The 24299-nt window shown below is 61.3% G+C and carries 23 protein-coding genes; 15 read left to right on the forward strand and 8 right to left on the reverse strand.

Annotated elements, in window-relative coordinates; translation table 11 throughout:
• On the reverse strand, positions 1-1263 hold the full coding sequence (locus tag HB633_RS20400) for a CaiB/BaiF CoA-transferase family protein (RefSeq protein WP_213779979.1): 1263 nt from the start codon (positions 1261-1263) through the stop codon (positions 1-3).
• Between the two features lie 229 nt (positions 1264-1492).
• Between HB633_RS20400 and HB633_RS20405 the strand changes: the two genes are divergently transcribed.
• The 4 genes from HB633_RS20405 to HB633_RS20420 all read left to right on the forward strand — a co-directional run bounded on the left by HB633_RS20405 (position 1493) and on the right by HB633_RS20420 (position 3733).
• Positions 1493-1819: a hypothetical protein gene (locus HB633_RS20405; protein WP_255581043.1), complete on the forward strand. Its 327-nt coding sequence runs from the start codon at positions 1493-1495 to the stop codon at positions 1817-1819.
• Positions 1820-1881: 62 nt separating this feature from the next.
• Positions 1882-2400: a sigma-70 family RNA polymerase sigma factor gene (locus tag HB633_RS20410; RefSeq protein ID WP_056354731.1), complete on the forward strand. Its 519-nt coding sequence runs from the start codon at positions 1882-1884 to the stop codon at positions 2398-2400.
• Complete coding sequence (locus tag HB633_RS20415; protein ID WP_213779981.1) at positions 2397-3191, forward strand: anti-sigma factor; 795 nt, start codon at positions 2397-2399, stop codon at positions 3189-3191. The genes HB633_RS20410 and HB633_RS20415 overlap by 4 nt, the downstream gene beginning before the upstream one ends.
• Positions 3188-3733 (forward strand): YbhB/YbcL family Raf kinase inhibitor-like protein, encoded by a 546-nt coding sequence (locus HB633_RS20420; protein WP_255581032.1) that lies wholly within the window; start codon positions 3188-3190, stop codon positions 3731-3733. Before HB633_RS20415 ends, HB633_RS20420 begins: the two co-directional genes overlap by 4 nt.
• Positions 3734-3745: 12 nt before the next feature.
• Here the strand turns inward: HB633_RS20420 and HB633_RS20425 are convergent, their stop codons facing one another.
• From HB633_RS20425 to HB633_RS20435, 3 genes are all read right to left on the reverse strand, one after another.
• Positions 3746-5251, reverse strand: coding sequence for a glycosyltransferase (locus HB633_RS20425; protein ID WP_213780024.1), 1506 nt, complete (start codon positions 5249-5251; stop codon positions 3746-3748).
• A 5-nt stretch (positions 5252-5256) separates the two neighbouring features.
• Entirely contained in the window at positions 5257-5859 is a 603-nt protein-coding gene (locus tag HB633_RS20430) for a cytochrome b (RefSeq protein ID WP_213779983.1), read from the reverse strand.
• Positions 5860-6046: 187 nt separating this feature from the next.
• Positions 6047-6988 carry a LysR family transcriptional regulator gene (locus tag HB633_RS20435; RefSeq protein WP_213779984.1) on the reverse strand — a complete coding sequence of 314 codons (942 nt, stop codon included), beginning with the start codon at positions 6986-6988 and terminating at the stop codon, positions 6047-6049.
• A 122-nt stretch (positions 6989-7110) separates the two neighbouring features.
• On the opposite strand from HB633_RS20435, the gene HB633_RS20440 reads away from it, so the two are divergent.
• The 10 genes from HB633_RS20440 to yacG all read left to right on the forward strand — a co-directional run bounded on the left by HB633_RS20440 (position 7111) and on the right by yacG (position 17961).
• Complete coding sequence (locus HB633_RS20440; RefSeq protein ID WP_213779985.1) at positions 7111-8463, forward strand: MFS transporter; 1353 nt, start codon at positions 7111-7113, stop codon at positions 8461-8463.
• Positions 8464-9474 (forward strand): hypothetical protein, encoded by a 1011-nt coding sequence (locus tag HB633_RS20445; RefSeq protein ID WP_213779986.1) that lies wholly within the window; start codon positions 8464-8466, stop codon positions 9472-9474. It begins immediately after the preceding gene.
• 46 nt (positions 9475-9520) lie between these two features.
• Positions 9521-11179 carry a tannase/feruloyl esterase family alpha/beta hydrolase gene (locus HB633_RS20450; protein WP_255581033.1) on the forward strand — a complete coding sequence of 553 codons (1659 nt, stop codon included), beginning with the start codon at positions 9521-9523 and terminating at the stop codon, positions 11177-11179.
• A 126-nt stretch (positions 11180-11305) separates the two neighbouring features.
• Positions 11306-12595 (forward strand): CNNM domain-containing protein, encoded by a 1290-nt coding sequence (locus tag HB633_RS20455; RefSeq protein ID WP_213779987.1) that lies wholly within the window; start codon positions 11306-11308, stop codon positions 12593-12595.
• Between the two features lie 183 nt (positions 12596-12778).
• Complete coding sequence (locus HB633_RS20460) at positions 12779-14026, forward strand: ATPase, T2SS/T4P/T4SS family (protein WP_213779988.1); 1248 nt, start codon at positions 12779-12781, stop codon at positions 14024-14026.
• Entirely contained in the window at positions 14026-15234 is a 1209-nt protein-coding gene (locus tag HB633_RS20465; protein ID WP_213779989.1) for a type II secretion system F family protein, read from the forward strand. Before HB633_RS20460 ends, HB633_RS20465 begins: the two co-directional genes overlap by 1 nt.
• A gap of 39 nt (positions 15235-15273) precedes the next feature.
• The gene (locus HB633_RS20470; protein ID WP_213779990.1) at positions 15274-16164 is read left to right on the forward strand and encodes an A24 family peptidase; all 891 of its coding nucleotides are present in this window, start codon (positions 15274-15276) and stop codon (positions 16162-16164) included.
• A 16-nt stretch (positions 16165-16180) separates the two neighbouring features.
• Positions 16181-16804, forward strand: coding sequence for a dephospho-CoA kinase (gene coaE, locus HB633_RS20475; RefSeq protein ID WP_213779991.1), 624 nt, complete (start codon positions 16181-16183; stop codon positions 16802-16804).
• A 155-nt stretch (positions 16805-16959) separates the two neighbouring features.
• Positions 16960-17715, forward strand: coding sequence for a cell division protein ZapD (gene zapD, locus HB633_RS20480; protein ID WP_213779992.1), 756 nt, complete (start codon positions 16960-16962; stop codon positions 17713-17715).
• Positions 17716-17772: 57 nt separating this feature from the next.
• Positions 17773-17961 (forward strand): DNA gyrase inhibitor YacG, encoded by a 189-nt coding sequence (gene yacG / locus HB633_RS20485; protein ID WP_062000319.1) that lies wholly within the window; start codon positions 17773-17775, stop codon positions 17959-17961.
• Between the two features lie 8 nt (positions 17962-17969).
• Here yacG and HB633_RS20490 read toward each other — a convergent pair whose 3' ends face one another.
• The 4 genes from HB633_RS20490 to secA all read right to left on the reverse strand — a co-directional run bounded on the left by HB633_RS20490 (position 17970) and on the right by secA (position 23518).
• On the reverse strand, positions 17970-18401 hold the full coding sequence (locus tag HB633_RS20490) for an NUDIX domain-containing protein (protein ID WP_213779993.1): 432 nt from the start codon (positions 18399-18401) through the stop codon (positions 17970-17972).
• Positions 18398-19261 (reverse strand): ATP-binding protein, encoded by an 864-nt coding sequence (locus HB633_RS20495; protein WP_213779994.1) that lies wholly within the window; start codon positions 19259-19261, stop codon positions 18398-18400. Before HB633_RS20495 ends, HB633_RS20490 begins: the two co-directional genes overlap by 4 nt.
• A gap of 14 nt (positions 19262-19275) precedes the next feature.
• Positions 19276-20517 (reverse strand): bifunctional glutamate N-acetyltransferase/amino-acid acetyltransferase ArgJ, encoded by a 1242-nt coding sequence (gene argJ / locus HB633_RS20500; protein WP_213779995.1) that lies wholly within the window; start codon positions 20515-20517, stop codon positions 19276-19278.
• Positions 20518-20710: 193 nt separating this feature from the next.
• Entirely contained in the window at positions 20711-23518 is a 2808-nt protein-coding gene (secA, locus tag HB633_RS20505; protein ID WP_213779996.1) for a preprotein translocase subunit SecA, read from the reverse strand.
• Between the two features lie 262 nt (positions 23519-23780).
• Here secA and HB633_RS20510 point away from each other — a divergent pair, with 262 nt between their 5' ends.
• The gene (locus HB633_RS20510; RefSeq protein WP_213779997.1) at positions 23781-24272 is read left to right on the forward strand and encodes a DciA family protein; all 492 of its coding nucleotides are present in this window, start codon (positions 23781-23783) and stop codon (positions 24270-24272) included.
• The last annotated feature ends 27 nt before the right edge of the window (positions 24273-24299 follow it).

The raw sequence follows: 24299 nt of genomic DNA on the forward strand, positions 1-24299 counted from the left end.
CTATTCGCCGATCACGCCGGCCTTCAGAAGTTCGTCGATCCGGGCATCGTCCAGACCCAGGACCTCGCGCAAGACCGCGTTCGTGTGCTGACCAAGCATCGGCGGCGCCTGGTTGTATTCAACCGGCGTCGCCGATAAACGCAGCGGACTCGCGACCGTCGGCGCCACGCCCGCGACCGGATGCGCAATCTCTCGCGCCGCCCCGCGATACACCGCCTGATCCGAACCGAACGCCTGCTCGATATCATTGATAGGCCCGCACGGCACGCCGCACGCTTCGAGCGCGTCGACCCACGCGTCGCGTGTGCGGGTCATGAACACGGCCGCCAGTTGCGGCAACAGTTCCGCCCGATTCACGCTGCGGCCGCTATTGGTCGCGAAGCGTATGTCGATGGCCAGTTCCGGCACGTTCATCGCCGTGCAGAGCGCGCGGAACTGGCCGTCGTTTCCGCACGCGACGATCACGTGTCCATCGCTTGCGGCGAACGTCTGGTACGGCACGATGTTCGGATGCGCATTGCCCATGCGCTTGGGCGCAATGCCGGTGGTGAGGTAGTTCATCGACTGGTTGGCGAGCATGGCAAGCTGGGCGTCGAGCAACGCGATGTCGAGATGCTGGCCGAGGCCGCTCTTTTCGCGCTCCATCAAGGCCGCAAGGATGCCGGTGGTCGCGTACATGCCGGCCATCAGGTCGGTCACCGCGACGCCGACTTTTTCCGGGCCGCCGCCGGCTACGCTGTCGGGTTCACCGGTGATGCTCATCAGACCGCCCATGCCCTGGATCAGGAAGTCGTATCCGGCGCGTTGCGACAACGGACCGGTCTGGCCGAAACCCGTTATCGAGCAATACACCAGCCGCGGATTCAGCTCCGAAAGACTCGCGTAATCCAGACCATATTTCTTCAGGCCGCCGACCTTGAAGTTTTCGACGACCACATCGCAGGTTTTCGCGAACTCGCGGATGAGCGCAGCGCCTTCGGGCGAACTCATATCGATGGCGACCGACTGCTTGTTGCGATTCGCGCAAAGGAAATAGGCGCTTTCGGAGGTGTCGCGGCCATCAGCGTCGCGCAGGAACGGCGGCCCCCACGTGCGGGTATCGTCGCCCGTACCCGGGCGTTCGATCTTGAACACTTGCGCGCCAAGATCCGCGAGATTTTGCGTGCACCACGGACCGGCCAATACCCGCGATAAATCCAGCACGCGGATTCCATCGAGTGGACGCTTTCTCTCAGCCGACGACTTCTTGCTGTCCTGCACCATTTCACCTCGCCTGTTTCAGGGTTACGGAGACGTGTCGATTGTAGCGACGTCCGTGAATCACCCCTCGGAAGAAGAAAACCCGGACGACCTTCGCAAATCGGACCAGAATATTCGCAGCCCGCCGGAATATTGCGCGGGCGTTGTTCGTTTAAACCGTATCGACAAATGGAAGAGACAAATGAAAACGCGAATCCCGATGCTCGCCGTGGCGCTCGCCGCCACTTTCAGCATGACCGCCCTGACTGTTCACGCCGCGCCGCCCGTGGCCGCCAACGGCATGTACACCGACTCAAAGGGCATGACGCTCTATACCTTCGACAAAGACACGGCTTCCGGTCCAAGCGCCTGCTCGGGCGGCTGCGCGCAGGCCTGGCCGGCGGCAATGGCCGATGCGTCCGACAAGGCGCAGGGCGACTGGAGCGTCGTCTCCACCGCCGACGGCGGCAAACAATGGGCTTACAAGGGCAAGCGCGTGTACACGTTCGCGAAAGACACCAAGGCGGGCGACGCCAAGGGTGAGAACTTCAAGGACGTCTGGCACACGGTGAAGCAATAAGGCCAGGGACTGGCGCGCGTGAGACCTGACACCAAACCTGAACATGTAATGAGCCAAGGGCGTTGAGTTTCGATACTGATCTCGTTGGGATTCTCCCGCAGTTGCGGCGTTATGCGCGCGCGCTGACGGGAGACCGCGCCTGGGCCGATGACCTCGTGCAGGACGTCACCGAGCGCGCGCTCGGTCGCTCGGGCGCTTTTCGCGTGGGCAGCAATCTGCGCGCGTGGCTGTTCACGATCATGCGCAATCTCTATATCGATCAATTGCGTGGCCGGCGCGATATTGCAGTCGACGATGAAACCGCGCCCTGGCGCCAGATGGCCGCGCCGGTTGGCGAAGTGGACGGGCTCGTGCTGCGCGACGTGCAGCGCGCGTTATATTGCCTGCCTGTCGAGCAACGCGAAGTCATGCTGCTCGTGTGCGTAGAGGATATGAGTTATCAAGAGGCATCAGCGGTGCTGAACGTGCCGCCCGGGACGGTGATGTCGCGCCTGTCCCGCGCCCGCGAACACATGCGCGTGATGCTCGGAGAGGAACCTGGCCGCAAATCGGCATCGTTGAAAATCGTGAGTGGCACATGACGAAACCCGAAAATCCGGACCGCCCGGAATCGAGCGCTTCAGCCGATGAGCTGCGAGCGCTGTCGGCGTTTATCGACGATGAAACGACGGACGCCGAGCGCGCCGAAACCGCCGCGCGCATCGCGCGTGATCCGGCGAGCGCGGCGACGGTGGCGGCGTATCGCGCACAGGACAACGCCTTGCGCGCGCTGTTTGCCGGGACGGCGGACCAGGAACCCCAAGTGGTTGTCGTGCGGCCGCGCCGGCGTTATCTGATGGCGGCGAGCTGGCTGGTCGTGGGTATCGCGTGCGGGTTCCTGATGCACATGATGTTGCCGATGATCGATCGCGACCGGCCGGCGCCGGTTTTCGCGCAGCGCGCGGACATTGCCTATGCCGTGTACGCGCCCGAGCAGCGGCACGCGGTGGAAGTCGCGGCGTCGCAGGAAGATCATCTGGTGACGTGGCTTTCGAAGCGGCTCAACCGGTCGCTGACCATTCCTTCGCTGCACGAATACGGCTTCGAACTTGTCGGCGGCCGTTTGTTGCCGGGAGAGGACGGCCCGGCCGCGCAATTCATGTATCAGAACGCCAGCGGCGAGCGGCTCACGCTTTATATGACCAGCAGCACCGGCAAACGACGCGAGGAATACGCGATCCGCATGTTGCGCGACGGCGCGCGACGCACGTTCTACTGGACCACGGAGCAAGCGGGTTATGCGCTGTCGGGCCAGATTGGCGAGGCGAAGCTGCGCGCAATCACCTTTGATACTTGCGCCGCGTTAGGTGGCGATCCTAAAAAATGGCAATGAACTTTCGAAAGATTCACGCGATTGCACTATGCGCGGGACTTGGCCTGAGCGCCGCCGCCATCGCCGATGACCGCTTCACCCTCACCTCCCCCACGCTCTCCGGTAACGCCACCCTCGATTCCCGTCACGCTGCGAGCGCGCAGGATTGCGGCGGCAAGAACGTCTCGTTGCCGCTCGCGTGGAGCAACGTGCCTGCTGGAACGAAGAGCTTCGCGGTCACCATCTACGATCCCGATGGCGCCAAAGGACTCGGCATCGTGCATTGGGTTTTGTACGGGATTCCGGCATCCGTGACCACGCTGGCGGAAGGCGGACCGCCGCCGGCGGGAAGTATCGGCGGGATCAACCGCACGGGGAAGGATGGCTATTACGGACCCTGTCCACCGCGCGGCGATGCACCCCATCACTACGTGGTGCAAGCCTACGCGCTCGATATCGCCGGAGAGACGATGCCCGCCGCGCTCAACCGCGACACGCTGATTGCCGCGATGAAGGACCACGTGCTGGCGTCGTCAAGTATGGTGGTCCGGTACGCTCGCTGATCGGCTTGACGTTCACGCTTCGTCGGCTGCGGCGAGTCCCGCTCTTGTCTGCACGCCCCATGCACGCGAACGTCCCAGAAAGTCGACCCAGCCCAACGCCGCGCCCGTGTGGCGCAACAACTGGAACGTGAACGGCTCGACCACCGCCGATACAACCGCCATCCACAAGCTCGATCCGGCGGTGTCGCCGGTCCATCGGCGGTACAGATGCACGGTCCACAAGTGGAACGCGAAATCCAGCAGGATCTTCGCGCCGATCACACTGAAAATTGGCAGCACCACCGCGCCACGCCGCTCCACGATAAACCCGATCAGCAACGCAAACGCCGTCAGGCCATAGATGGGTTGCAGGGTATCGAACGCCTTGACGGGCAGCATCAAGAGGCCGAGCTTGCCGTATCGGCGATTGCCGGTCATGTCGCGGTTCCAGTACTGCGTCTGCAGGAAACCCGCGAACCAGCGACGGCGCTGGCGCATGAAACCGCTGAGCGAACTCGGCGCGTCGGTGATTGCGTGCGCGTTTCCAACCACGCGCACGTCCCAGTCGAGGCCGTGATCGACCGCGTGGCGGCGTAGCCGGTGGATCAGCTCGTAATCTTCGACGAGACATTCGGCATCGAAGCCGCCGACCGCGACCAGCGCCTCACGTCGAAACGATGCAAACGCGCCCGAGATCAAAAGCAGGCTGTCAGCGCGCATCCAGGCGAAACGCGAGATGAAATTACGAATGTATTCGTAGGTCTGGAACCACTGGAAAAACCGTCCGCTGAGTGTCTTGCTGCACACCGGCACCAGGATGCCCGCCGCCGCCACGAGATTCGGACGTGCTGCGAAGGCGCTGCGCATGGCGAGAATGGCGTCGTCGGCGAGGCGTGTGTCGGCGTCGCACGTCATCACAATCGGCGTGCTGATCTTTTCGATGGCCGCGTTCAGCGCCCGCGCCTTTCCACCGTGCGCAACGCGCAGCCAATATAAATTGGGATACAGCGTCGATGCCGCGCTCAACTCACCCTCGACCGGCGTGATCAAGCCGAAACGTTGCGTGAGAAGCTCGGCGGTGGCGTCGGTGGAACCATCGTCCGCGATCACGATTTGCGCCGCGCTGTGCGTCTGGCCGAGCAACTTGGCAAGCGTGTTCGGCAATACGGCGGCTTCATTGTGCGAAGCCACGATCACGCCCAACTGCGGCAAACCGTGTTCAAGTTGCTGACGATCGAGCGGCTTGGGCCGCTTCACCAGCGTCCACGACTTGGCCCCGACGAACATCAGCAACAAGGTGTCATAGACCACGTAGGCAATACCCGTCGACCACGCGACCACGCCATGCAGGAAGAACGCGCGGGCAAAGAGCACGAGCCAGAGCACGATCACGCTGCCGTGGATCAGCACGCTTGCGAGCGTGACCGGACGCGGGGCAATCCGCGGCGATGCCTTCGCGAGCGCGGCTTCCAGGGACGTTTGTGCTGGTCGGGACGCGTGTTTTGGTGCGAGCGCCGGCACGGTTTTTTTAAGCTCCATATCCATTACGGCACCATCCGCGAAATCACCGACTTGCGGTCTATCCATTGATGCTTGAGCGCGCCGCCAACATGCATCGCGAACAATGCGTACAGCGCGTAACCAAGCCACGCGTGCAATGCGCCGAAGCGATCGTGCAGCGTTTCCTTCAGCGCCGGATCGAGATTCATCACGTAACCCACGCGCGGCCACGGAATCACGCCGAACAGATGCATGGGATGCGTGGCCGCGCCGCTCCACGCTGAATCGTGCAGCCAGCCGGACAAGGGCAGGCCGATCATCAGCAGATACAAGAGGAAATGCGCGATATGCGCAGCAACGTGCTCCCACTTCGGAAACGTCTTCGGCAACGGCGGCGGCCGATGCGACACGCGCCACAAAATGCGCAGCAACACGAGCCCGAGGACCGTGATGCCGATGGACTTGTGGGTATCGACGATCGGCCGGATCCAGTTATCCGGAAACGATTCCGCCGTCAGTCCCAGCACGACGTTGCAGATGATCAGCAATGCGACGAGCCAGTGCAGGACCATCGCGGTGCGCGTGTAGCGCAGCGGTGTCTCGGCTTCAGGCGGTTGTGTCGCCACGTTGGCGGCTTGCGTGGACATTGAAACTCCGTGCGGAAATGGGGGTGGATCGAGCTTTTTGTGCGGTGGTCCACCATGTCAAGCGCTGCAGACCGACACTCATCAAACGCGCCATCGAACCCGTTTATTCCACCGATTCTGAGGGAAAACGCGGAGTCGCGTTCGTGCCCGATTTGATCTGAAGCCTTTCGTAATATTTCACGGCGTTTCAGCGCTGCGTTTGCGGCACCACGAAATCGAGCACGGCCTGCGCAAACCGCGCCGCCGCCGGGTTCGCCGATTCCCGATGCGTGACGAGATGAAGCGGCGCTGAAAACGCCTCGTCGCCAGCGACAACGCAATACACGACGCTTTCCTGCTGGTATCGCTGCATGGACGCCGGCACGAGCGTGATGCCCGCCCCTGCCGCCACGAGATTGATCGCGCTCGACATCCGCGGTACCTCGCTTACTACGTCCGGCTTGAAACCCGCCGCCTCGCAAGCGCGGATAAAGTCGGCGTACATGCCCGGCGCGCCTGGACGCCGTACGAAAATGAAAGACTCGCCGGCAAGCGCTTTCAATGGAACCTGGGGTTGCCCATTTGATTTACGCTGCCGCGTACCTTTTGGACGCACCAGCAACGCGTGCCCGACCGGCAGCACGAGCACCATGCGCTCCTCGTGCAACAGATCGAAACGCAACTCGGCCGGCGTCTCGATCGGCTTGCGCAAAATCGCGGCATCGATACGACCGCTCATCATCCGTTCGATAATCCCCGCCGCATTGACCTCGTTCAGATCGATGGCAATGTCAGGATGCGTCGCGCGAAACTGGCGGATCGCGGCGGTCGTGAGCGGATGGAACGCCGCCGAACTCGTCAGCGCGATTCGCACCGATCCCAATTGCCCGTTCGCCACACGGCGCGCGTTAGTGATGCCTTGATCGAGGGCATCGAGCACGGCCCGGGCATCGACGACAAACGCCGCTCCCGCCGATGTCAATTCCACCCCGCGCGGCAACCGCGTGAACAACGCGAATCCCAGTTCACGCTCCAGTTCCTGAATCTGCTGCGATAACGGCGGTTGCTGGATATGCAACCGCGCCGCCGCGCGCGTGAACTGGCGTTCTTCCGCAACGGTGAGGAAATACCGAAGGTGACGCAGTTCCATGCAAGGGCCTCACATATCCATGACGTATGGCAATGCCATCTCATATGTATTTTACATTTGCCAACCCGTCTCATACTCTTCGGTTCAAATACAAGTAGATGAACAGAAGATTCAGGAGACGTATGGAAACCACCTTCCCTTCAGGCTCAGCGGCGTTCCCGCCGGCGTCGACATCGACGCTCAGCAAATCGCAGATTCGCCGCGCCGTACTGGCGTCCGTGATTGGCAATGGGCTGGAATGGTTCGATTTCCTCATTTACGGGTACTTCGCGAAGATCATCGCGCACGTGTTTTTTCCGGTCGGCAACACGGCGCTTTCGACCACCCTGACGCTCGGCACGTTCGCGGTCGGGTTTATCGTACGGCCGCTTGGCGGGATTGCGATTGGCGCCTATGCCGATCGTGTTGGCCGCAGGCGTACGCTTTCCATGCTCATTCTGCTGATGGCCGCGAGCACCTTGCTGATGGGGCTGACGCCGGGGTATTCGACCATCGGCGTTGCGGCGCCGTTGCTTGTGTTGCTGGCTCGGGTGCTGCAGGGTTTGTCCGTTGGCGGCGAGTTCGCCACCGCCGCCGCGATGCTCACCGAGTACGCCCCGCGCGGCAAGAAGATGTTCTTCGGCAGCTTCCAGATGACGTCGCAGGCGGTTGCGCTCGTGTTGTCGTCGGCTTGCGGTTATTTGCTGACGACAAACCTTGATCGTGCATCGCTTGAATCGTGGGGCTGGCGCGTGCCGTTCCTGCTCGGCGCGCTGGTCGGGCCGGTCGGCTTCTATATCCGACATAAGGTCGCGGAATCTCCCGAGTTCGTCGAGTTGCGCGAACGGCTCGGTCATGCGCCGCGTCAGACCATCCGTGGTTTCTTCCGGCAACGCGGCGATGCTTCCTTGTGCGCGATGGGCGTGATCATCGTGGGGACGGCCACAAATTATCTGTGGCATACGTTCTTGCCGCTTTATGTGGAGCGGCAGTTGCACCTGCCCCTCAAAAACGCGCTGATGGGGACGGCAGTTTCCGGCCTCATCGCAATCGTGGGATATCCGCTGGCCGGAAAACTCGCGGATCGCATCGGCGCGTTCAGGTTGTTCTTTCCGGTGACAATTGTGTGGATTGTGATCGCGTATCCGCTGTTCGCGTGGGTGCTTGCATCGCCTACGCCGGGACGCGTTTTTGCTGCGCAAATGGTCGCGTCCGTTGTGCTCAGCCTGATGTCCGGCCCGCATCCCGGCATGCTGACGCAACTTTTCCCCACGGCGACCCGCTCGACCGGCGTGGCGCTCTCGTACAACATCGCGGTTACCTTGTTCGGCGGCCTCGCGCCATTGACCGTTTCCACGCTGATCACTTTGACCGGATCGAACATCGTTCCGGCGTACTACCTGATTTTTGCCGGCGTCGTGTCGCTCGCGCTGGTCGGGCTGACCCACTCCGGGCAGCGCCTGCGCCGCGATCCTGAAGCTGTCGCGGTGGATTGAATGACCCTTCTCGATAAACCTCGTAACGAGCAGCCCGTCAGCGCTGTCGGCAATGAATGGATGCGTGTCTCCACGCCGCGCGGAACGGGTGTGGTGCCGTTTTATCGTTCGTTGGAAGAACGCGATGCTGCGAATGTTTCGCGCATTGTGATTTTGCTCCACGGCCGTCTGCGCGATGCCGACGCGTATTTGCTCTCGGCTCAAAACGCGCTGGCGGCGGCGCAGACCGACCCCGCCCGCACGTTGTTGCTCGTGCCGCAATTTCTCGCGACCGCGGATATCGGCGCGCACGGACTGCCCGCCGATACCCTGCATTGGGAATGGACCTCGTGGATGGGCGGCGACGACGCGCTCGGTCCCGCGCCAATCAGTTCCTTCGATGTCCTCGATGCGTTCATCGAACAATTTGCAGATCGGGTTCGGTATCCGGCGTTGCGCGACGTGGTCATTGCCGGGCATTCGGGTGGCGCGCAGGTCGCGCACCGGTACGCGATCGTTGGCGCCGGGGGTAATGCACCCGACGTGCATTGCCGGTACGTGATCGCAAATCCATCGTCCTATGTGTACTTCGATTCGATGCGCCCGGATGCCGAAGGCGTCTTCCGCCCCGCCGATATGCACAAGTGCCCCGGCGTGGACGACTGGAAGTACGGGATCCAGAAAGCGCCTCGTTATGTCGAGTCGGCGCACTTCGAAACGCTCGAACAACGCTACGCCGCCGCCGATGTGATCTACCTCCTCGGTCAAAAGGATTGCGATCCGCGTCACGAAGCACTTGATCTTTCTTGCGCAGCGGCCGCTCAAGGGCCGCACAGGCTGGCGCGCGGGCGTTCGTATTTTGCGTACATCAAGGCACGACACCCGGCGCTGGCTCATCAGTGCTGGGAAGTGCCCGATGTCGGCCACAACGGCGCCGCGATGCTCGGCTCGCGCGAAGGCGTGCGGGCGTTGTTCGGCGTGGAAAGAGCAGCTCACGTCTTATCTCCATCTACAGCCGGCGCGACCGACTGAACAGATTTTGCAAGGCAGCAGTTCACAAACATACGGAGACAGCATCATGAAAACCTATATGGCCGCGTGCGGCTTATCGCTTCTCGCCGCCGCGCTTTCGGGTTGCGGCGGGTCGTCGTCATCGGATTCGGGCGGCACACCGCCTGCGGTTACTGCCGCCGCCGCATGCTCCGCACTCGGCGGGATGAAAATCGCGGCGGCCTCCATCGGCGCACCCAGCAACGGCGCGACTGTAGCGAGCGCGACGCTGGTGGCGGCATCGGCTACGTCCGGCGAGTATTGCCAGGTGAACGGCACGATCGCCCCCGTCGATACCACCGCGCCCAACATCAACTTCGAAGTCAACCTGCCGACCGCCTGGAACAACAAGGCGCTGCAGTATGGCGGCGGCGGCTTCGACGGCACGCTCATTACCGGACTTGCCGCGCTGGACATGGCGCCCGCGGGTTCATCCACACCCCTCGCCCGCGGCTACGTCACTTTCGGCGATGACTCCGGCCACCAGAGCAAAAGCATTACCGACGGCTCGTTCGCCGCCAACGACGAAGCCCTCGCCAACTATGGGGGCCTGACGCTGAAGAAAACGCACGATGTCGCCATGCTTCTGCTCAAGGCGCGTTACAACACTGCGCCAACCAAAACCTACTTCTTCGGAAGTTCCACCGGCGGCCGCGACGGTCTCACCGTGATCCAGCGCTGGCCCGCGGACTACGACGGCATTGTCGTCAACCGTCCCGCACTCAATTACACGGGCTTGCGGCTATCGAACGTCGTGCTCGGCCGGGCGCTTTATCTGAACGGCGGCGCTGGCTGGCTCGATGTCAAAAAGACTGTCCTGCTGCAAAACGCCGTGACCAAAGCCTGCGATACGCTCGATGGCGTGGCGGACGGCATCATCTCCAACGTGGCCGCCTGCAAGCTGCAGGCGCCCGCGGTTCTGGCCGCCGTGCGCTGCGCGGACGGCAAGGACACTGGAGACACATGTCTCTCCGATGCCCAGATCGCAACCGTCAACACGATTGCTTCACCCATGGTGCTGCCCTACCCGCTTGCAAACGGCGTCACGCGTTACGCCGGCTACAACATCCTGGCCGGTTCAGTGTTCGCGGGTCAGTACACCACCCGCGATTTCGGCACATCTCCGACGCCCTCAAACCCCGCCGGCAAGAACGACGCAAACCAGTGGGTAACCGGTGACCAGTGGGTCAAGTACTTCATCACGCGCATTCCGACCTTCAATTCGCTCACCTTCGATCCGCTCAATCCGGGCACGTACCAGGCACAGGTCCAGCAGGTTTCCGCCGAAAGCGATGCCACCAATCCGGATCTTTCGGCGTTCATCGCAAAGGGCGGCAAGGCGATCATCACCCACGGTCTCGCCGATGAAATCGTCAGCACGGATTCGTCTGTCGACTACTACAACGCCCTGGTGCAGAAGTTCGGCCAATCTTCCGTCGATAACTTCGCGCGTTTCTACCTGATGCCGGGCGTCGGCCACGGCACCGGCCCGTTCCTGCCGCAGGTCGATTCGCTCGGCGCGCTCGAACAGTGGGTGGAGAACGGCACGGCGCCGGGCACGTTGACGATGACGGATTCCACGCCGGCAACACTCGGGCGCACGCGGCCCCTCTGCCGTTATCCGACATGGCCGAAATTCACCAACGGCGACGTCAATTCGGCAGGCAGCTTCACCTGCAGTCAGTAGAAAAATTCGCAACTGAGAGGGAGGACCGGCCGTCCCGACGGCCGTCCAAAAGCTGTGGCCGGCCAAGAGAAGCAATCGTTTTGGCCTCTGCTATAGTCTTTCCCATCCTCCCTATCTGAATCTCGCGTGGACCACATTCCCTTATGGGCGCAAATTTGCGCCATTTTTCTGCTGCTGTTTTTCTCCGCTTTTTTCTCGATTTCCGAAACATCGATGATGGCGCTCAATCGCCATCGCCTCAAACACCTTGCCAACCAGGGTTCACTGCGCGCCCGCGTCACGCAGGGCCTGCTTGCCAAGACCGATCAGCTGCTGAGCGTGATCCTGATCGGCAACAATCTGATCAACACGATCATTTCGGCGCTGACGACCTCCATTGCGCTGCGCACGTTCGGTCACGACAACATCGTGCTGTCGGTTGCAACCGGGATAGTGGCCTTCCTCATTATTGTGTTCGCGGAAATTGCGCCGAAGATTGTTGGCGCGACATATCCGGAAAAAGTCGCGCTGCCGGCGAGCCTGATCCTTTCGCCGCTGATGCGCGTGGCTCGGCCGCTTGTCTGGTTCGTCAACCTGTTCGCAAACGGCGTGTTGCGCGTACTGCGTATCAATACAAAAGGCGGCCGGGACCAACGCCTTTCCACGGAGGAATTGCGCACCGTCGTGCTGGAATCCGGCAACTTCATGCCAACCAAGCACCGTAGCATTTTGCTGAACCTGTTCGACCTCGAAAACATCACGGTCGACGACGTGATGGTTCCGCGCCGCCGGATTGAAGCGCTGGATTTCGACGCTCCATTCGATACGATTCTTCACCAGCTTGAAACCTGCTATCACAACAAGCTGGTCGTATATCAAGGCGATATAGATCGCGTGCTGGGCGTGCTGCACGTAAGAAAAACGCTGTCGGCGCTGCATAACCAGGAGTTCGAGCGCGAGACGTTGCGCGAATTGCTGGCCGAGCCGTACTTCGTGCCGGCCGGAACGCCCGTGTTCCAGCAACTGCAGTTTTTCCAGGAAAGCCGCCATCGGATAGCAATCGTGGTGAACGAATACGGCGAGTTGCAGGGACTCGTCACGCCCGAAGACATCATCGAAGAACTGATTGGCGAGTTCACGACGACCATTCCGCGGGGCGCCGGTTCGAGCGCCGGCTGGAACGAGAACGGCGAGTGCATCGTGGCCGGCAGCATGCCGCTGCGCGAACTGAACCGCTGGCTCAAGCTGACGCTTCCCACGGACGGCCCGAAAACCCTGAACGGGTTGATCCTCGAAACGCTGGAAGAGATTCCCGACGGCGACGTGAGCGTGCGCATTGCGGGCGTGCATTTTGAGGTGATGCGCAGCGACGATCAGGCTATCCGCACCGTGAAGATCTTCAGGCCACAGGGCGTACTGCCGAAGAAACAAAAGTAAGAAAAAAGGCGGTGTCATAAGGCTGTTGGCGCACGGGGTCTCGGGTTGCAGAGGGTTGCATCAGCTTGCCCTGTTTTGCGCGATTTGCGTTGCCGGTTACTTCGCGTTAGCCATTCGGTCTAGTTTTTTGCACGTGCGAGGGTTAGCCATTCGGTCTAGTTTTAATCGATGGCGCACAAGGCCATGATCGGGGCATCCCGTTCACCGAGCTACGCCATGCCGTCTTCGCTGCCCGCCACATTTTCCCGACCGCCGCCGCAATTCAACGCCCGGCCAGTTGAAGCTATCGCCGAGGCGGACAGCGCACCCGCCGTCGCGTTGCTCGCGGACACGCTACGTGAAGCCGCGGCACGCGGCGCATCGGATATTCACGTCGAACCCGGCGAGCACGAATGGCGAATCCGATTGCGCATCGACGGCGCGCTGCACACCTATCTCACACCGCCGTTGCATTTGCGCGATGCCTTCACCACGCGCATCAAAGTGTTGGCGCGGATGGACATTGCAGAGCGGCGCGTGCCACAAGACGGGCGCCTGCGGTTGCCGCTTGCCAATGGCAATCCGGAGGACTACCGGGTCAATTCCCTGCCCGTGCTATTCGGCGAAAAGCTGGTTTTGCGCCGGCTGGATTCTTTGCCCAAGGATCTGTCGCTGGCGGCGCTCGGGCTCTCGGGCAAGCAACAAGAGAGTGTCAAGGCCGCAATCCACGCGCCGCACGGCCTCGTGCTCGTCACCGGGCCGACCGGCAGCGGCAAGACCTTGTCGTTGTATTGCTTCCTGCAAATGCTCAACGCCGAATCGCGCAATGTCTGCTCGGTCGAAGATCCGGCGGAGATCCAGCTTGCCGGCATCAACCAGGTCAGCGTGCGCGACAAAGCCGGCCTTACCTTCGCGGTCGCGCTGCGGGCGTTCATGCGGCAGGACCCGGATGTGATCATGGTGGGTGAGATTCGAGATGCCGAAACCGCCGACGTCGCCGTGAAAGCTGCGCAAACCGGGCATCTGGTGCTCTCCACACTGCATACGAACGACGCGCCCGCCGCTATTGCACGTCTGATCGATATCGGCATTGCGCCGTACAACCTCGCATCGGCACTCAAGCTCGTCACAGCCCAACGGCTCGTGCGCCGGCTTTGCGAAGCGTGCCGGGTGCCGTCGGATCTGGAACTGGAGCCGGGCTTCCGGCCATTCGAACCGCGCGGCTGTGCCGCGTGCCACGGCATTGGTTATCGCGGGCGTGTTGGTGTGCATCAACTGATGCCAGTCTCCGATGCTCTGCGCGAACTCATCGTGGCTCGCGCCGCGACCCACGCCATTACGCGGCAGGCGCAACGCGAAGGCATGCCGAGTCTGAGCGACGCCGCTCTCGCCCGGGTACGAGAAGGCGTTACGAGCGTGGCGGAAGCTGCCAGCGCGACGGAGGTCGGCTAATGCAGTCGTCGCAACCATCCGATACACGCTTCACCTGGCGCGGCATCGACGCCACGGGCACGAATAAACGCGGCAAGACCATAGCCATGGACACCACGGCTGCGCGCGCCGCACTCAAACGCGATGGCATAACAGTGCTCGAACTCACTGGCACAGGACCGGCGCCGCCGCCCAAAGCCAAAGCCGCCGACGTCACCCTTTTTACGCGGCAACTTGCTGGCCTGTTGCGGGCCGGACTGCCACTCGCACCATGTCTCGACCTCATCGCGCAGACACCTTCGCGTGGCGGCTTGCCTCGGATAGTGGGATCGGTCGCGCGCGACATCACGCAAGGCGTCGCGTTTTCGGAAGCACTGGCGCGTCATCCCGCGTGCTTCAACGCGCTGTACTGCCAGCTTGTATCCGTCGGCGAACTGGCCGGCGCGCTGCCTACCGTGCTCGCACGCCTCGCTGAAGATCGCGAACGGGCCGGCGCTCAGCGCGCGAAGCTGCGCGCCGCGCTCACGTACCCGGTCGCCGTGCTGCTGTTGTCTCTTGCCATTACTGCAGGATTGCTGATCGGCGTGGTACCAACTTTCAAGACCATCTTCGATGGCTTCGGCGCGAAGCTGCCCGCGCCCACGCTGTTCGTGCTGGCTCTGTCGGATGGTGTCGCGCGCTGGAGCGTACCGTTCGGACTCTTCTGCGTGGTGTCGTTGGTTGCATTCAAGCGGTTGCTACAACGCGTGCCGTCGGCTCGCAGCGCGTTCGACCGCGCCATGCTGAAGTTGCCACTTGCCGGCTCGCTGCTGCGCGCGCTGGCAGTCGCCAGATGGAGCCGTGCGCTCGGCACGTTGCTGGCGGCGGGAACGCCGCTATCGGACGCTTTTGATTCATTATCGAAAGCCACGGGCAACCGTATCTTCGATACGGCCACCGTCGAGATCGCAGGACGCCTCCGGCGCGGTGAACGGCTTGCCGCGGCCATGCGCGCGGCGGCCTGCTTCCCGCCAGACGTCGTCCAGCCAATAGCAGTCGCCGAAGAATCCGGCTCACTGGACGCAATGCTGCTCGACCTGGCTACACTGGGCGACCGTCAGGTCGACGAACAGACCGGCGCCTTCGCGAGCTTGTGCGAGCCAGTGGTGATCGTCGTACTCGGCGCACTGGTAGGCGGCCTTGTTGTGGCAATGTATCTTCCGATCGTGCAGCTCGGGAATGTGGTGTAGGTGGTGTAGGATCGCAGCCGAATTCGACCCAGGACAGTCATGCATCCCTTGTATCAGGCGGAGTTTTCAGGCCGCTATCTCGACGCTTACGGTTCCGCTTTCGGCACCTTGCCGCTTGCGGCGCAGTACGGTTTCGCGATCATCTTCGGGCTCGTGATCGGCAGTTTTCTGACGGTCGTCGTGCACCGTTTGCCGATCATGCTGGAGCGCGCATGGCAGGCAGAGACCTTGACTGAACACACGCCGCCGGCAGAACACTACAACCTTGCCGTCCCGCGCAGCGCATGCCCGCATTGCGGCCACGTGCTACGGGCATGGGAGAACATCCCGGTCGTGAGCTACGTGCTGCTGCGCGGCCGTTGCGCCAAGTGTCACGCTCGGGTCAGTGCACGCTATCCGCTGACGGAGCTCGCGACCGCGCTGTTCGCAGCGCTATCGCTCTTCGCGTTCGGCCCGACGTGGATTGCGCTCGTGGCATTCGGCCTTTGCGCCATGCTGCTCGCCATGAGCCTGATCGACTTCGATACCCGCTATCTCCCCGATTCGCTCACTTTGCCGCTGCTTTGGGCGGGTTTGATCGTCAATCTCGGCGATACCGCCTTCGTCCCACTCCACGAAGCGGTCATCGGTGCAATCGCGGGATATTTGTTTTTGTGGTGCGTGTATTGGCTGTTCCGCCTCGTTCGCGGCGTTGAAGGAATGGGCTACGGGGACTTCAAGCTGCTCGCCGCACTCGGCGCATGGCTCGGCTGGGAGGCGCTGCCCCAGATCGTGCTGCTGTCGGCCATTGCGGGCGCGATTTTCGGGTTGGCGGCCACCAGCATAGGCAAGATGCGTTTCGAGGAACCGCTGCCGTTCGGGCCATTTCTCGCAGCAGGCGGCGTGATCACGCTTTTCTTCGGCACGCCGTTCTATACGCTATTTGGATAAAGAGGAGAGTCACGAGATGTTCAGCATTGGCCTGACGGGTGGAATCGGCAGCGGCAAGACGACCGTGGCGGACATGTTCGGGGCGCGCGGAGTGACGGTTATCGACGCCGACTTGATCGCGCATCAGATCACGGCGCCGGGCGGCATAGCCATGCCGCTTATTGAAAGCGCGTTCGGCCCCGAGTTCGTCACCGCCGATGGCGCCATGGATCGCGCGAAAATGCGTGCTCGTGTATTCGCCGATCCCGCCGCCAAAGTGCAACTCGAAGCCATCACGCATCCGCTGATCCGCGCGGAAAGCGAGCGCCAACGCAGCGAAGCGCTCAGCGCGTATCACATCGTAGTGGTGCCGTTGCTGATCGAGGCCGGGGAGCGGGCCAGCAAGGTTGATCGAATCCTCGTGGTCGATTGCCCCGTTGAAACGCAGATCGAGCGGGTGATCCGGCGCAACGGTTTCGAGCGCGAGCAGGTTCTTGCCATCATCGCCCGCCAGGCAACGCGTGAAGCACGGCTCGCAGCGGCAGATGATGTCGTCGTCAACGACTCTGCCGCCACACTGGAAACGCTGCAGCGGGAGGTCGACGTTCTGCACGCGCGTTATCTCGAAATGGCCACCGCGCGCAGCAAGCCGCGTACCTAACAAGTGCGTGCAACACGTCCGAACGCGTCACGATCGGCGCTGAAAATGCGCGCCAGATGTGATTAATCGTGGAGATTTGCTTGGGGTTTGATGCGGCATTAGAATGTCCTCACTTTCCGCATCGAAACTTTCGACCAACGCCGAGGCGAGCGCGCTTGATCCTTTACGAGTACCCCTTCAACGAGCGAATCAGGACGCTGCTGCGTCTCGAAGATCTTTTCGAGCGCTTCACCTTCTTTCTGACTCAAGAAGACCCGCGCGAACATCACGCTGCACTGACCACACTGTTCGAGATCGCTGAAGTCGCCGGCCGTACGGACCTGAAAGCCGATCTGATGAAGGAATTGGAACGGCAACGCCAGACGCTTGCGCCGTTTCGGGGAAACCCAGGGATCGAGCAGGACGCTCTGGAATCGGTGCTTGGCGAGATCGAGCAAACATTGGCAGGACTCGGCCAGATGCAGGGCAAGACAGGCCAGCATCTCGCGGACAATGAGTGGCTTGCCAGTATTCGCAGCCGGACGATCATTCCGGGTGGAACGTGCCGCTTCGACCTGCCGTCGTATTTCGCCTGGCAGCAATGCCCGGCTGAGCAGCGCCGCGGCGATATCGCGAAGTGGGTCACGCCCATGCTGCCTTTGCGCGATGCGGCCACAATCGTGCTGCGGCTTGCACGCGAATCGGGTCAGGCGTCGAAAGTGATGGCAATGCAGGGCAGCTACCAGCAAATGCTGTCTGGCCGGACGTATCAATTGATGCAAGTCCGCGTACCGTCGGATACGCGCCTGATTCCCGAGGCGAGCGCGAACAAATATATGCTTTGGGTGCGCTTCACGGTGCAGGACGGCGACTTGAGACCACGTGCCGTCGATGCAGACATTCCGTTTCACCTGACACTGTGCAGTCTTTAAATCAGGCTAAAAACCCTTATTTACTGAACTCAACCTTTATCAGATCCGCACTGCCGAATGACTACCATCGTTAAATGCCCGACTTGCGCGAAGGATGTACGCTGGGTCCCGGAAAGCCGGTTCCGCCCGTTTTGTTCAGACCGTTGCAAGCAGATCGATCTCGGTGCGTGGGCAACCGAGAAGTACAAGATTGGCGGCGGTCAGCAGGACACGCCCCCAGACGACGACCATAGCGGTCTCAACTAAAAAGCCGCTCAGACCGCCTCTGCCGCAAGCCATTCAAGTACCGGAATGGCTGCGGGCAGCAACGGGTTCACATCGGCGGGAAGATGTTGCCAGGCAAGCGCCTGACCTTCCCGTCCAGCCGGTTCGCCTTCCCACGCCGTCACCTTGCAGAAATAGAGCCGCACGTAAGCATGCGGATAGTCGTGTTCCAGCGTCCGCCAGCGCTCGCAGGCAGTCACATCGATACCCAGTTCCTCGTGCAATTCCCGCACGAGCGCGGCTTCAACGCTTTCGCCCGCCTCCAGCTTTCCGCCTGGAAACTCCCAGTACCCCTCGTACGGTTTGCCTTCCGGACGTTGCGCGAGTAAATACCGTCCGTCCGGTTGCACGAGCACGCCTACAGCGACATCGGTCATCTTGCGCCCGTCGGGCGCCGTGGTTGAAAGCGGCGCCGTGCTCATGCCTTGCGGCCCGAATAGTCACGCGCGAACTGCCACGCCACGCGACCGGAACGTGAGCCGCGTTCGAGCGCCCACACAAGCGCGTCGCCGCGAGCGTTTGCAATCTCTTCCTCTTGGCAGCCGAAATGCTTCAACCAGTGCCCGACGATCGTCAAATAATCGTCTTGTTTGAACGGATAAAAGCTCACCCACAGGCCGAATCGCTCTGACAGCGAAATCTTCTCTTCAACCACTTCGCCCGGATGAATCTCGCCATCCGATGTGTGTTTGTAGGTCTCGTTGTCGCTCATGTATTCCGGCAACAAGTGGCGGCGATTCGACGTCGCGTAGATCAGCACGTTGTCCGATTGCGCCGAAATCGAGCCGTCGAGCGCCACTTTCAGCGCCTTGTAACCCGACTCACCGTCTTCGAACGAGAGGTCATCGCAGAAAACGATAAACCGCTCCGGCCGTGTGGAAATCAGGTCGACGATATCGCCAAGATCGTGCAAATCGTCTTTATCGACTTCGATCAGACGCAAACCTTCCGACGCATACGCGTTCAGACACGCCTTGATCAGCGACGACTTGCCCGTCCCGCGCGCGCCCGTGAGCAATACGTTGTTCGCGGGCGCCTTGCGTACGAACTGCCGCGTGTTCTGCTCGATCAACTCTTTCTGACGTTCGATATTGCAAAGGTCGTCGAGCGAAAGCGCCGAAAGGTTCGGCACCGGCTGCAAAAAACCGCGCCCCTGACGCTTGCGCCAGCGGAACGCCACGGCCTTGTCCCAGTCGATTTCAGGCGCGGCAGGCGGCAACATCCCTTCAACGCGCGCGAGGACAGCTTCGGCGCGCGTCAGAAATTGTTCGAGTTTATCCATGGGAAAGTTCGGGTTCAGGAGCGATAGTCGGCGTTGATGCTGACGTAATCGTGCGAAAGGTCGCACGTCCAGATGGTGGCGTTGGCCTGACCGCGGCCGAGCAAGACGCGAATCGCGATCTCGCTTTTTTTCATCACGCGCTGGCCGTCTTCCTCGCGATATTCCGGATTCCGGCCGCCCTTTTTCGCGACGAGAACATCGTCGAGATACAGGTCGATCTTGTTCACGTCCAGATCTGTCACGCCGGCATAACCGATAGCCGCCAAAATCCGGCCGAGGTTCGGATCCGATGCATAAAACGCGGTCTTGACCAGCGGCGAGTGACCGATAGCGTACGCGATCTGCCGGCATTCCGCTTCGCTCGTGCCGCCTTCGACCGTCACCGTCATGAACTTCGTCGCGCCTTCGCCGTCGCGCACGATCAACTGCGCGAGCTCTTGCGCCACCGACGTGACCGCATCGCGCAACGCCGCATAAGCCGCCGAATCCGTGGAATCGATCAAAGGCAGCGTCGACTTGCCCGACGCAATCACGATGAACGAATCGTTCGTGGAAGTATCCCCGTCGATGGTGATGCAATTGAACGAGCGATCCGCGACGTGCTTGATCAGCGTGTCGAGCACGGGCTGGGACACGGCGGCGTCGCACGCCAGGAAACCCAGCATGGTCGCCATGTTCGGCTTGATCATGCCGGCGCCCTTGCTGATACCCGAAAGCGTGATCGTGTGGCCGTCAATCTCAACCTGACGCGATGCCGCTTTCGGCAGCGTATCGGTGGTCATGATGGTTTGCGCCGCGTCGAACCAATGAGCCGGTTTTTGATTCGCGATCGCCGCTGGCAACCCCGCCTTCAACCGGTCGATAGGCAAGGGTTCAAGAATCACGCCCGTCGAAAACGGCAGGATCTGTGCAGCGTCGAGACCCAGCAACGCGGCCAACGCCGTACATGTTTCGCGCGTATGCGCCATGCCGGACTCGCCCGTTCCGGCGTTCGCGTTGCCGGTGTTCACGACCAACGCGCGAATGCCCTTGCCGCCCGCGCGCACGGCGTCGAGATGCTCGCGGCACACGGTCACAGGCGCAGCGCAAAAGCGATTCAAGGTGAACACCCCGCCCACCGTCGCGCCTGCATCGATCTGCACAACGAGCAAATCCTTGCGATTCGGTTTTCGGATATTCGCCTCGGCCCAGCCTAGCGTGACGCCGGCGACGGGAAACAGGTTGGCGGGATCGATCGAGGGGAAATTGACGGCCATGTTCGCGACTCGCTGAAAGTGGCGAGTGCCGGTGCGCAGGAAGCGCAACGACACGAAAGATGAATGAAACGGCGCCTGACTCGATGAAAGACGAACGCCGCGAAACGTAAAACCAATCTGCCAAAGACAAACGACGCATCACTGCGTCGCCTGTCCTGGATACCTCAACGTGCCAAAGCGTGTAGACCGCTGATTATGCGAGCTTGCCGTGACAGTTTTTGTACTTCTTGCCGCTGCCGCATGGGCATGGGTCGTTACGGCCGACCTTCGGCACGTCGTCGGCGGAGACGTGGGTCGCAACCGTTGTGTCGTCGCCGTAAGCCATCGCCTGATTGACCATTTGGGCGGTGGCGTCGGCGGCAACTGCCGCGGCTGCGCCGCTGCCGTCGAAATCGGCGTGCTGGAACGATACGTTTTCCAAATGGCTGCCCTTCTCTTCGTACTGCTCGGCGGCTTCTTCAAGCTGCTCCGGCGACTGGATCTGCACGTTCATCACAACGCGCGTCACTTCCTGCTTCACCGAATCCAGCATGGCGGCGAACAATTCGAACGCCTCGCGCTTGTATTCCTGCTTCGGGTTCTTTTGCGCATAACCGCGCAAATGGATGCCCTGACGCAAGTGATCGAGAGCGGCGAGATGTTCGCGCCAACGGCTGTCGAGCGTCTGCAGCATGATCGAACGCTCGAACGCGCTAAACGATTCACGCCCGACGAGCGCAACTTTCGCCTCGTAGGCTTCGTCGGCGGCAGCCACCACGGCTTCGAGAATTTCGTCGGCATCGATTGAATTCGACTCGTTGATCATCTCCTGAACTGCGAGATCGAGCGACCAGTCGTTGCGCAGCGCTTCCTCGAGTTCCGGCGCACTCCATTGCTCTTCGATGCTTCCCGCCGGCACATACGTGCGCGTCACTTCCGTGATCACGCTCTGGCGCATGGCGGTGATCGTCTCGGCGACGTCCGTTGCTTCGAGCAATTCGTTGCGCTGCTGATAGATTACCTTGCGCTGATCGTTCGATACGTCGTCGTATTCGAGCAATTGCTTGCGGATATCGAAGTTGCGCGCTTCGACCTTGCGCTGCGCCGATTCGATCGAACGCGTCACGATGCCCGCCTCGATCGCCTCGCCTTCCGGCATCTTCAGGCGATCCATGATGGAACGCACGCGATCCCCGGCGAAAATACGCAAAAGCGGATCGTCCAGCGACAGATAGAACCGCGATGACCCCGGATCGCCCTGACGGCCGGCACGGCCGCGCAATTGGTTATCGATACGACGCGATTCATGGCGTTCCGTACCGACAATATGCAATCCGCCCGCTGCCTTCACGCGATCATGCAGCGCTTGCCATTCGTCTTCGAGCGCCTTGATGCGGCGTTGTTTCTCGTCTTCGGACAACGCTTCGTCGGCAATGATGAACGACGACTGCTTCTCGACGTTCCCGCCCAGCACAATGTCCGTACCGCGACCGGCCATGTTCGTCGCGATGGTCACAGCGCTCGGACGTCCCGCTTCGGCGACGATCGCCGCTTCGCGCGCGTGCTGCTTGGCGTTCAGCACCTCGTGCTTGAGGCCGGCTTGCGTCAGCAATCCCGAAAGCAATTCCGACGCTTCAATTGAAGTAGTACCAACCAGCACCGGCTGTCCGCGCTCGACGCAATCGCGAATGTCGCGCGTGACGGCGTCGTAGCGTTCCTTCGCGGTCTTGTAGATCTGATCCTGCTTGTCGATACGTTTCGGCGGACGGTTCGTCGGGATCACGACTGTTTCAAGACCGTAGATCTCGTTGAATTCGTACGCTTCGGTATCGGCCGTTCCGGTCATGCCGGACAGCTTGGAATACATGCGGAAGAAGTTCTGGAACGTGATCGACGCAAGCGTCTGGTTCTCGTTCTGGATCTTGACGTGTTCCTTCGCTTCCACAGCCTGATGCAAACCATCCGACCAGCGGCGGCCGGTCATCATGCGGCCCGTGAACTCGTCGACAATCACGACTTCGTTGCCCTGAACCACATAATGCTGGTCGCGGAAGAACAGCGTGTGTGCGCGCAACGCGGCGTACACGTGGTGCATCAGCGTGATGTTCTGCGGCGCATAGAGGCTTTCGCCTTCGCCGATCAGGCCCCACTCGGCCAGAAGCCGCTCGGCTTTTTCGTGACCTTGTTCAGTGAGGAAAACCTGGCGCGCTTTTTCGTCGAGCGTGTAGTCGCCCGCTTTTTCGACGCCCGTACCATCCGCTTTCTCTTCGCCGATCTGCTGCTCCAGCAGCGGCGGCAGCGCATTCATGCGCACATAGAGTTCAGTGTGATCTTCGGCCTGACCGGAAATGATCAGCGGCGTACGCGCTTCGTCGATAAGAATCGAGTCCACTTCGTCGACGACCGCAAAGTTCAGCGGCCGCTGCACACGGGCCTGGGGCTCGTACACCATGTTGTCGCGCAGATAGTCGAAGCCGAACTCGTTGTTCGTGCCGTAGGTGATGTCCGCGGCGTAGGCTTCCTGCTTCTGCGCGTGCTCCATTTGCGACAGGTTGATGCCCCACGACAACCCGAGGAAGTTGTAGAGCTTGCCCATCCACTCGGCGTCGCGTTGTGCCAGGTAATCGTTCACCGTCACAACGTGGACGCCTCGCCCCGAGAGCGCATTCAGATACGCGGCGAGCGTGGCGACGAGCGTCTTGCCCTCACCCGTGCGCATTTCCGCGATCTTGCCGTAATGCAGCACCATGCCGCCGATGAGCTGGACGTCGAAGTGACGCATCTTCAGCACGCGTTTGCTGGCCTCGCGGCACACCGCGAATGCTTCAGGCAGCAACCGGTCGAGCGATTCGCCGCTTGCGACGCGCTGACGGAATTCTTCGGTCTTGGCGCGCAGTTGCTTGTCCGTGTACTGCTCGATCGTGGGCTCGAAAGCATTGATCGCCGCAACGGTCTTTTGGTATTGCTTGACTAGGCGCTGGTTGCGACTGCCAAAAAACTTTTGGAGGAAACCGGTGGTCATCGGATCAGTGTCTGCGTCGCGGTATCGGCTTGGAGCGCGCTAGGTGCGCCCCAGTCCGGGGAACCTCGGCGGCTTCAGTCCATGGGTGAAATCGAATCGGGGATTTTAGCACGCGCCCCCGCTGGAGCCTGTGCCGCCATCTTTTGTGATAAAGCAATTTGGCGTTATGTTCATGCGCGTTGACACGCAAAGCGCGCCGACATGCCGCATGGTGCGCGGCGTTACAATCGTCGCATCGCCGCCAGCCCTACCGACATAAAAAATGAGCCGTTTTCCGCCGAATTCAAGGCCGCCGCAGCGCTTTGATCCGCGTAAGCCCCAGGCGTTGTCCGACGTCCTCGGCCGCACCAGTGAGTTTCTCGCGTTGCGCGCGGGGGTCGAGCAGGTGACAGCGCTCCAGCGGGATCTTACGGCGCTGTTGCCGGATTATCTCGGCGCCAATGTAGAACCGGGGTTCATAAAGGATGGCGTGCTTTCGCTTTTTGCGGGACATAACGCCCTGGCGGCGCGTCTGCGGCACATCGAACCGCGTCTTTTGGTCGATTTGCAGCAACGCGGATGGGCCGTCAATGCGCTGAAAATCCGCGTCCGCCCTCAAGCGATGAAAGAAGTCATTCCGCCGAAGCAAGCGCGCATGTCCGCGGCCGGCGCCGATGCACTTCAAACTCTGGCTCAGACGCTCGAACCGTCGCCGCTTAAAGATGCGCTCGCAAAAATGGCCGCGCGTCATAAAGAGAAAGCACAAAAAAAATGAGCGGCGCCCGAAAGCCGCCGCTCATTT

The sequence above is a fragment of the Caballeronia sp. dw_276 genome (assembly GCF_018449635.1).
In the GTDB taxonomy this organism is placed as follows: Bacteria; Pseudomonadota; Gammaproteobacteria; order Burkholderiales; family Burkholderiaceae; genus Caballeronia.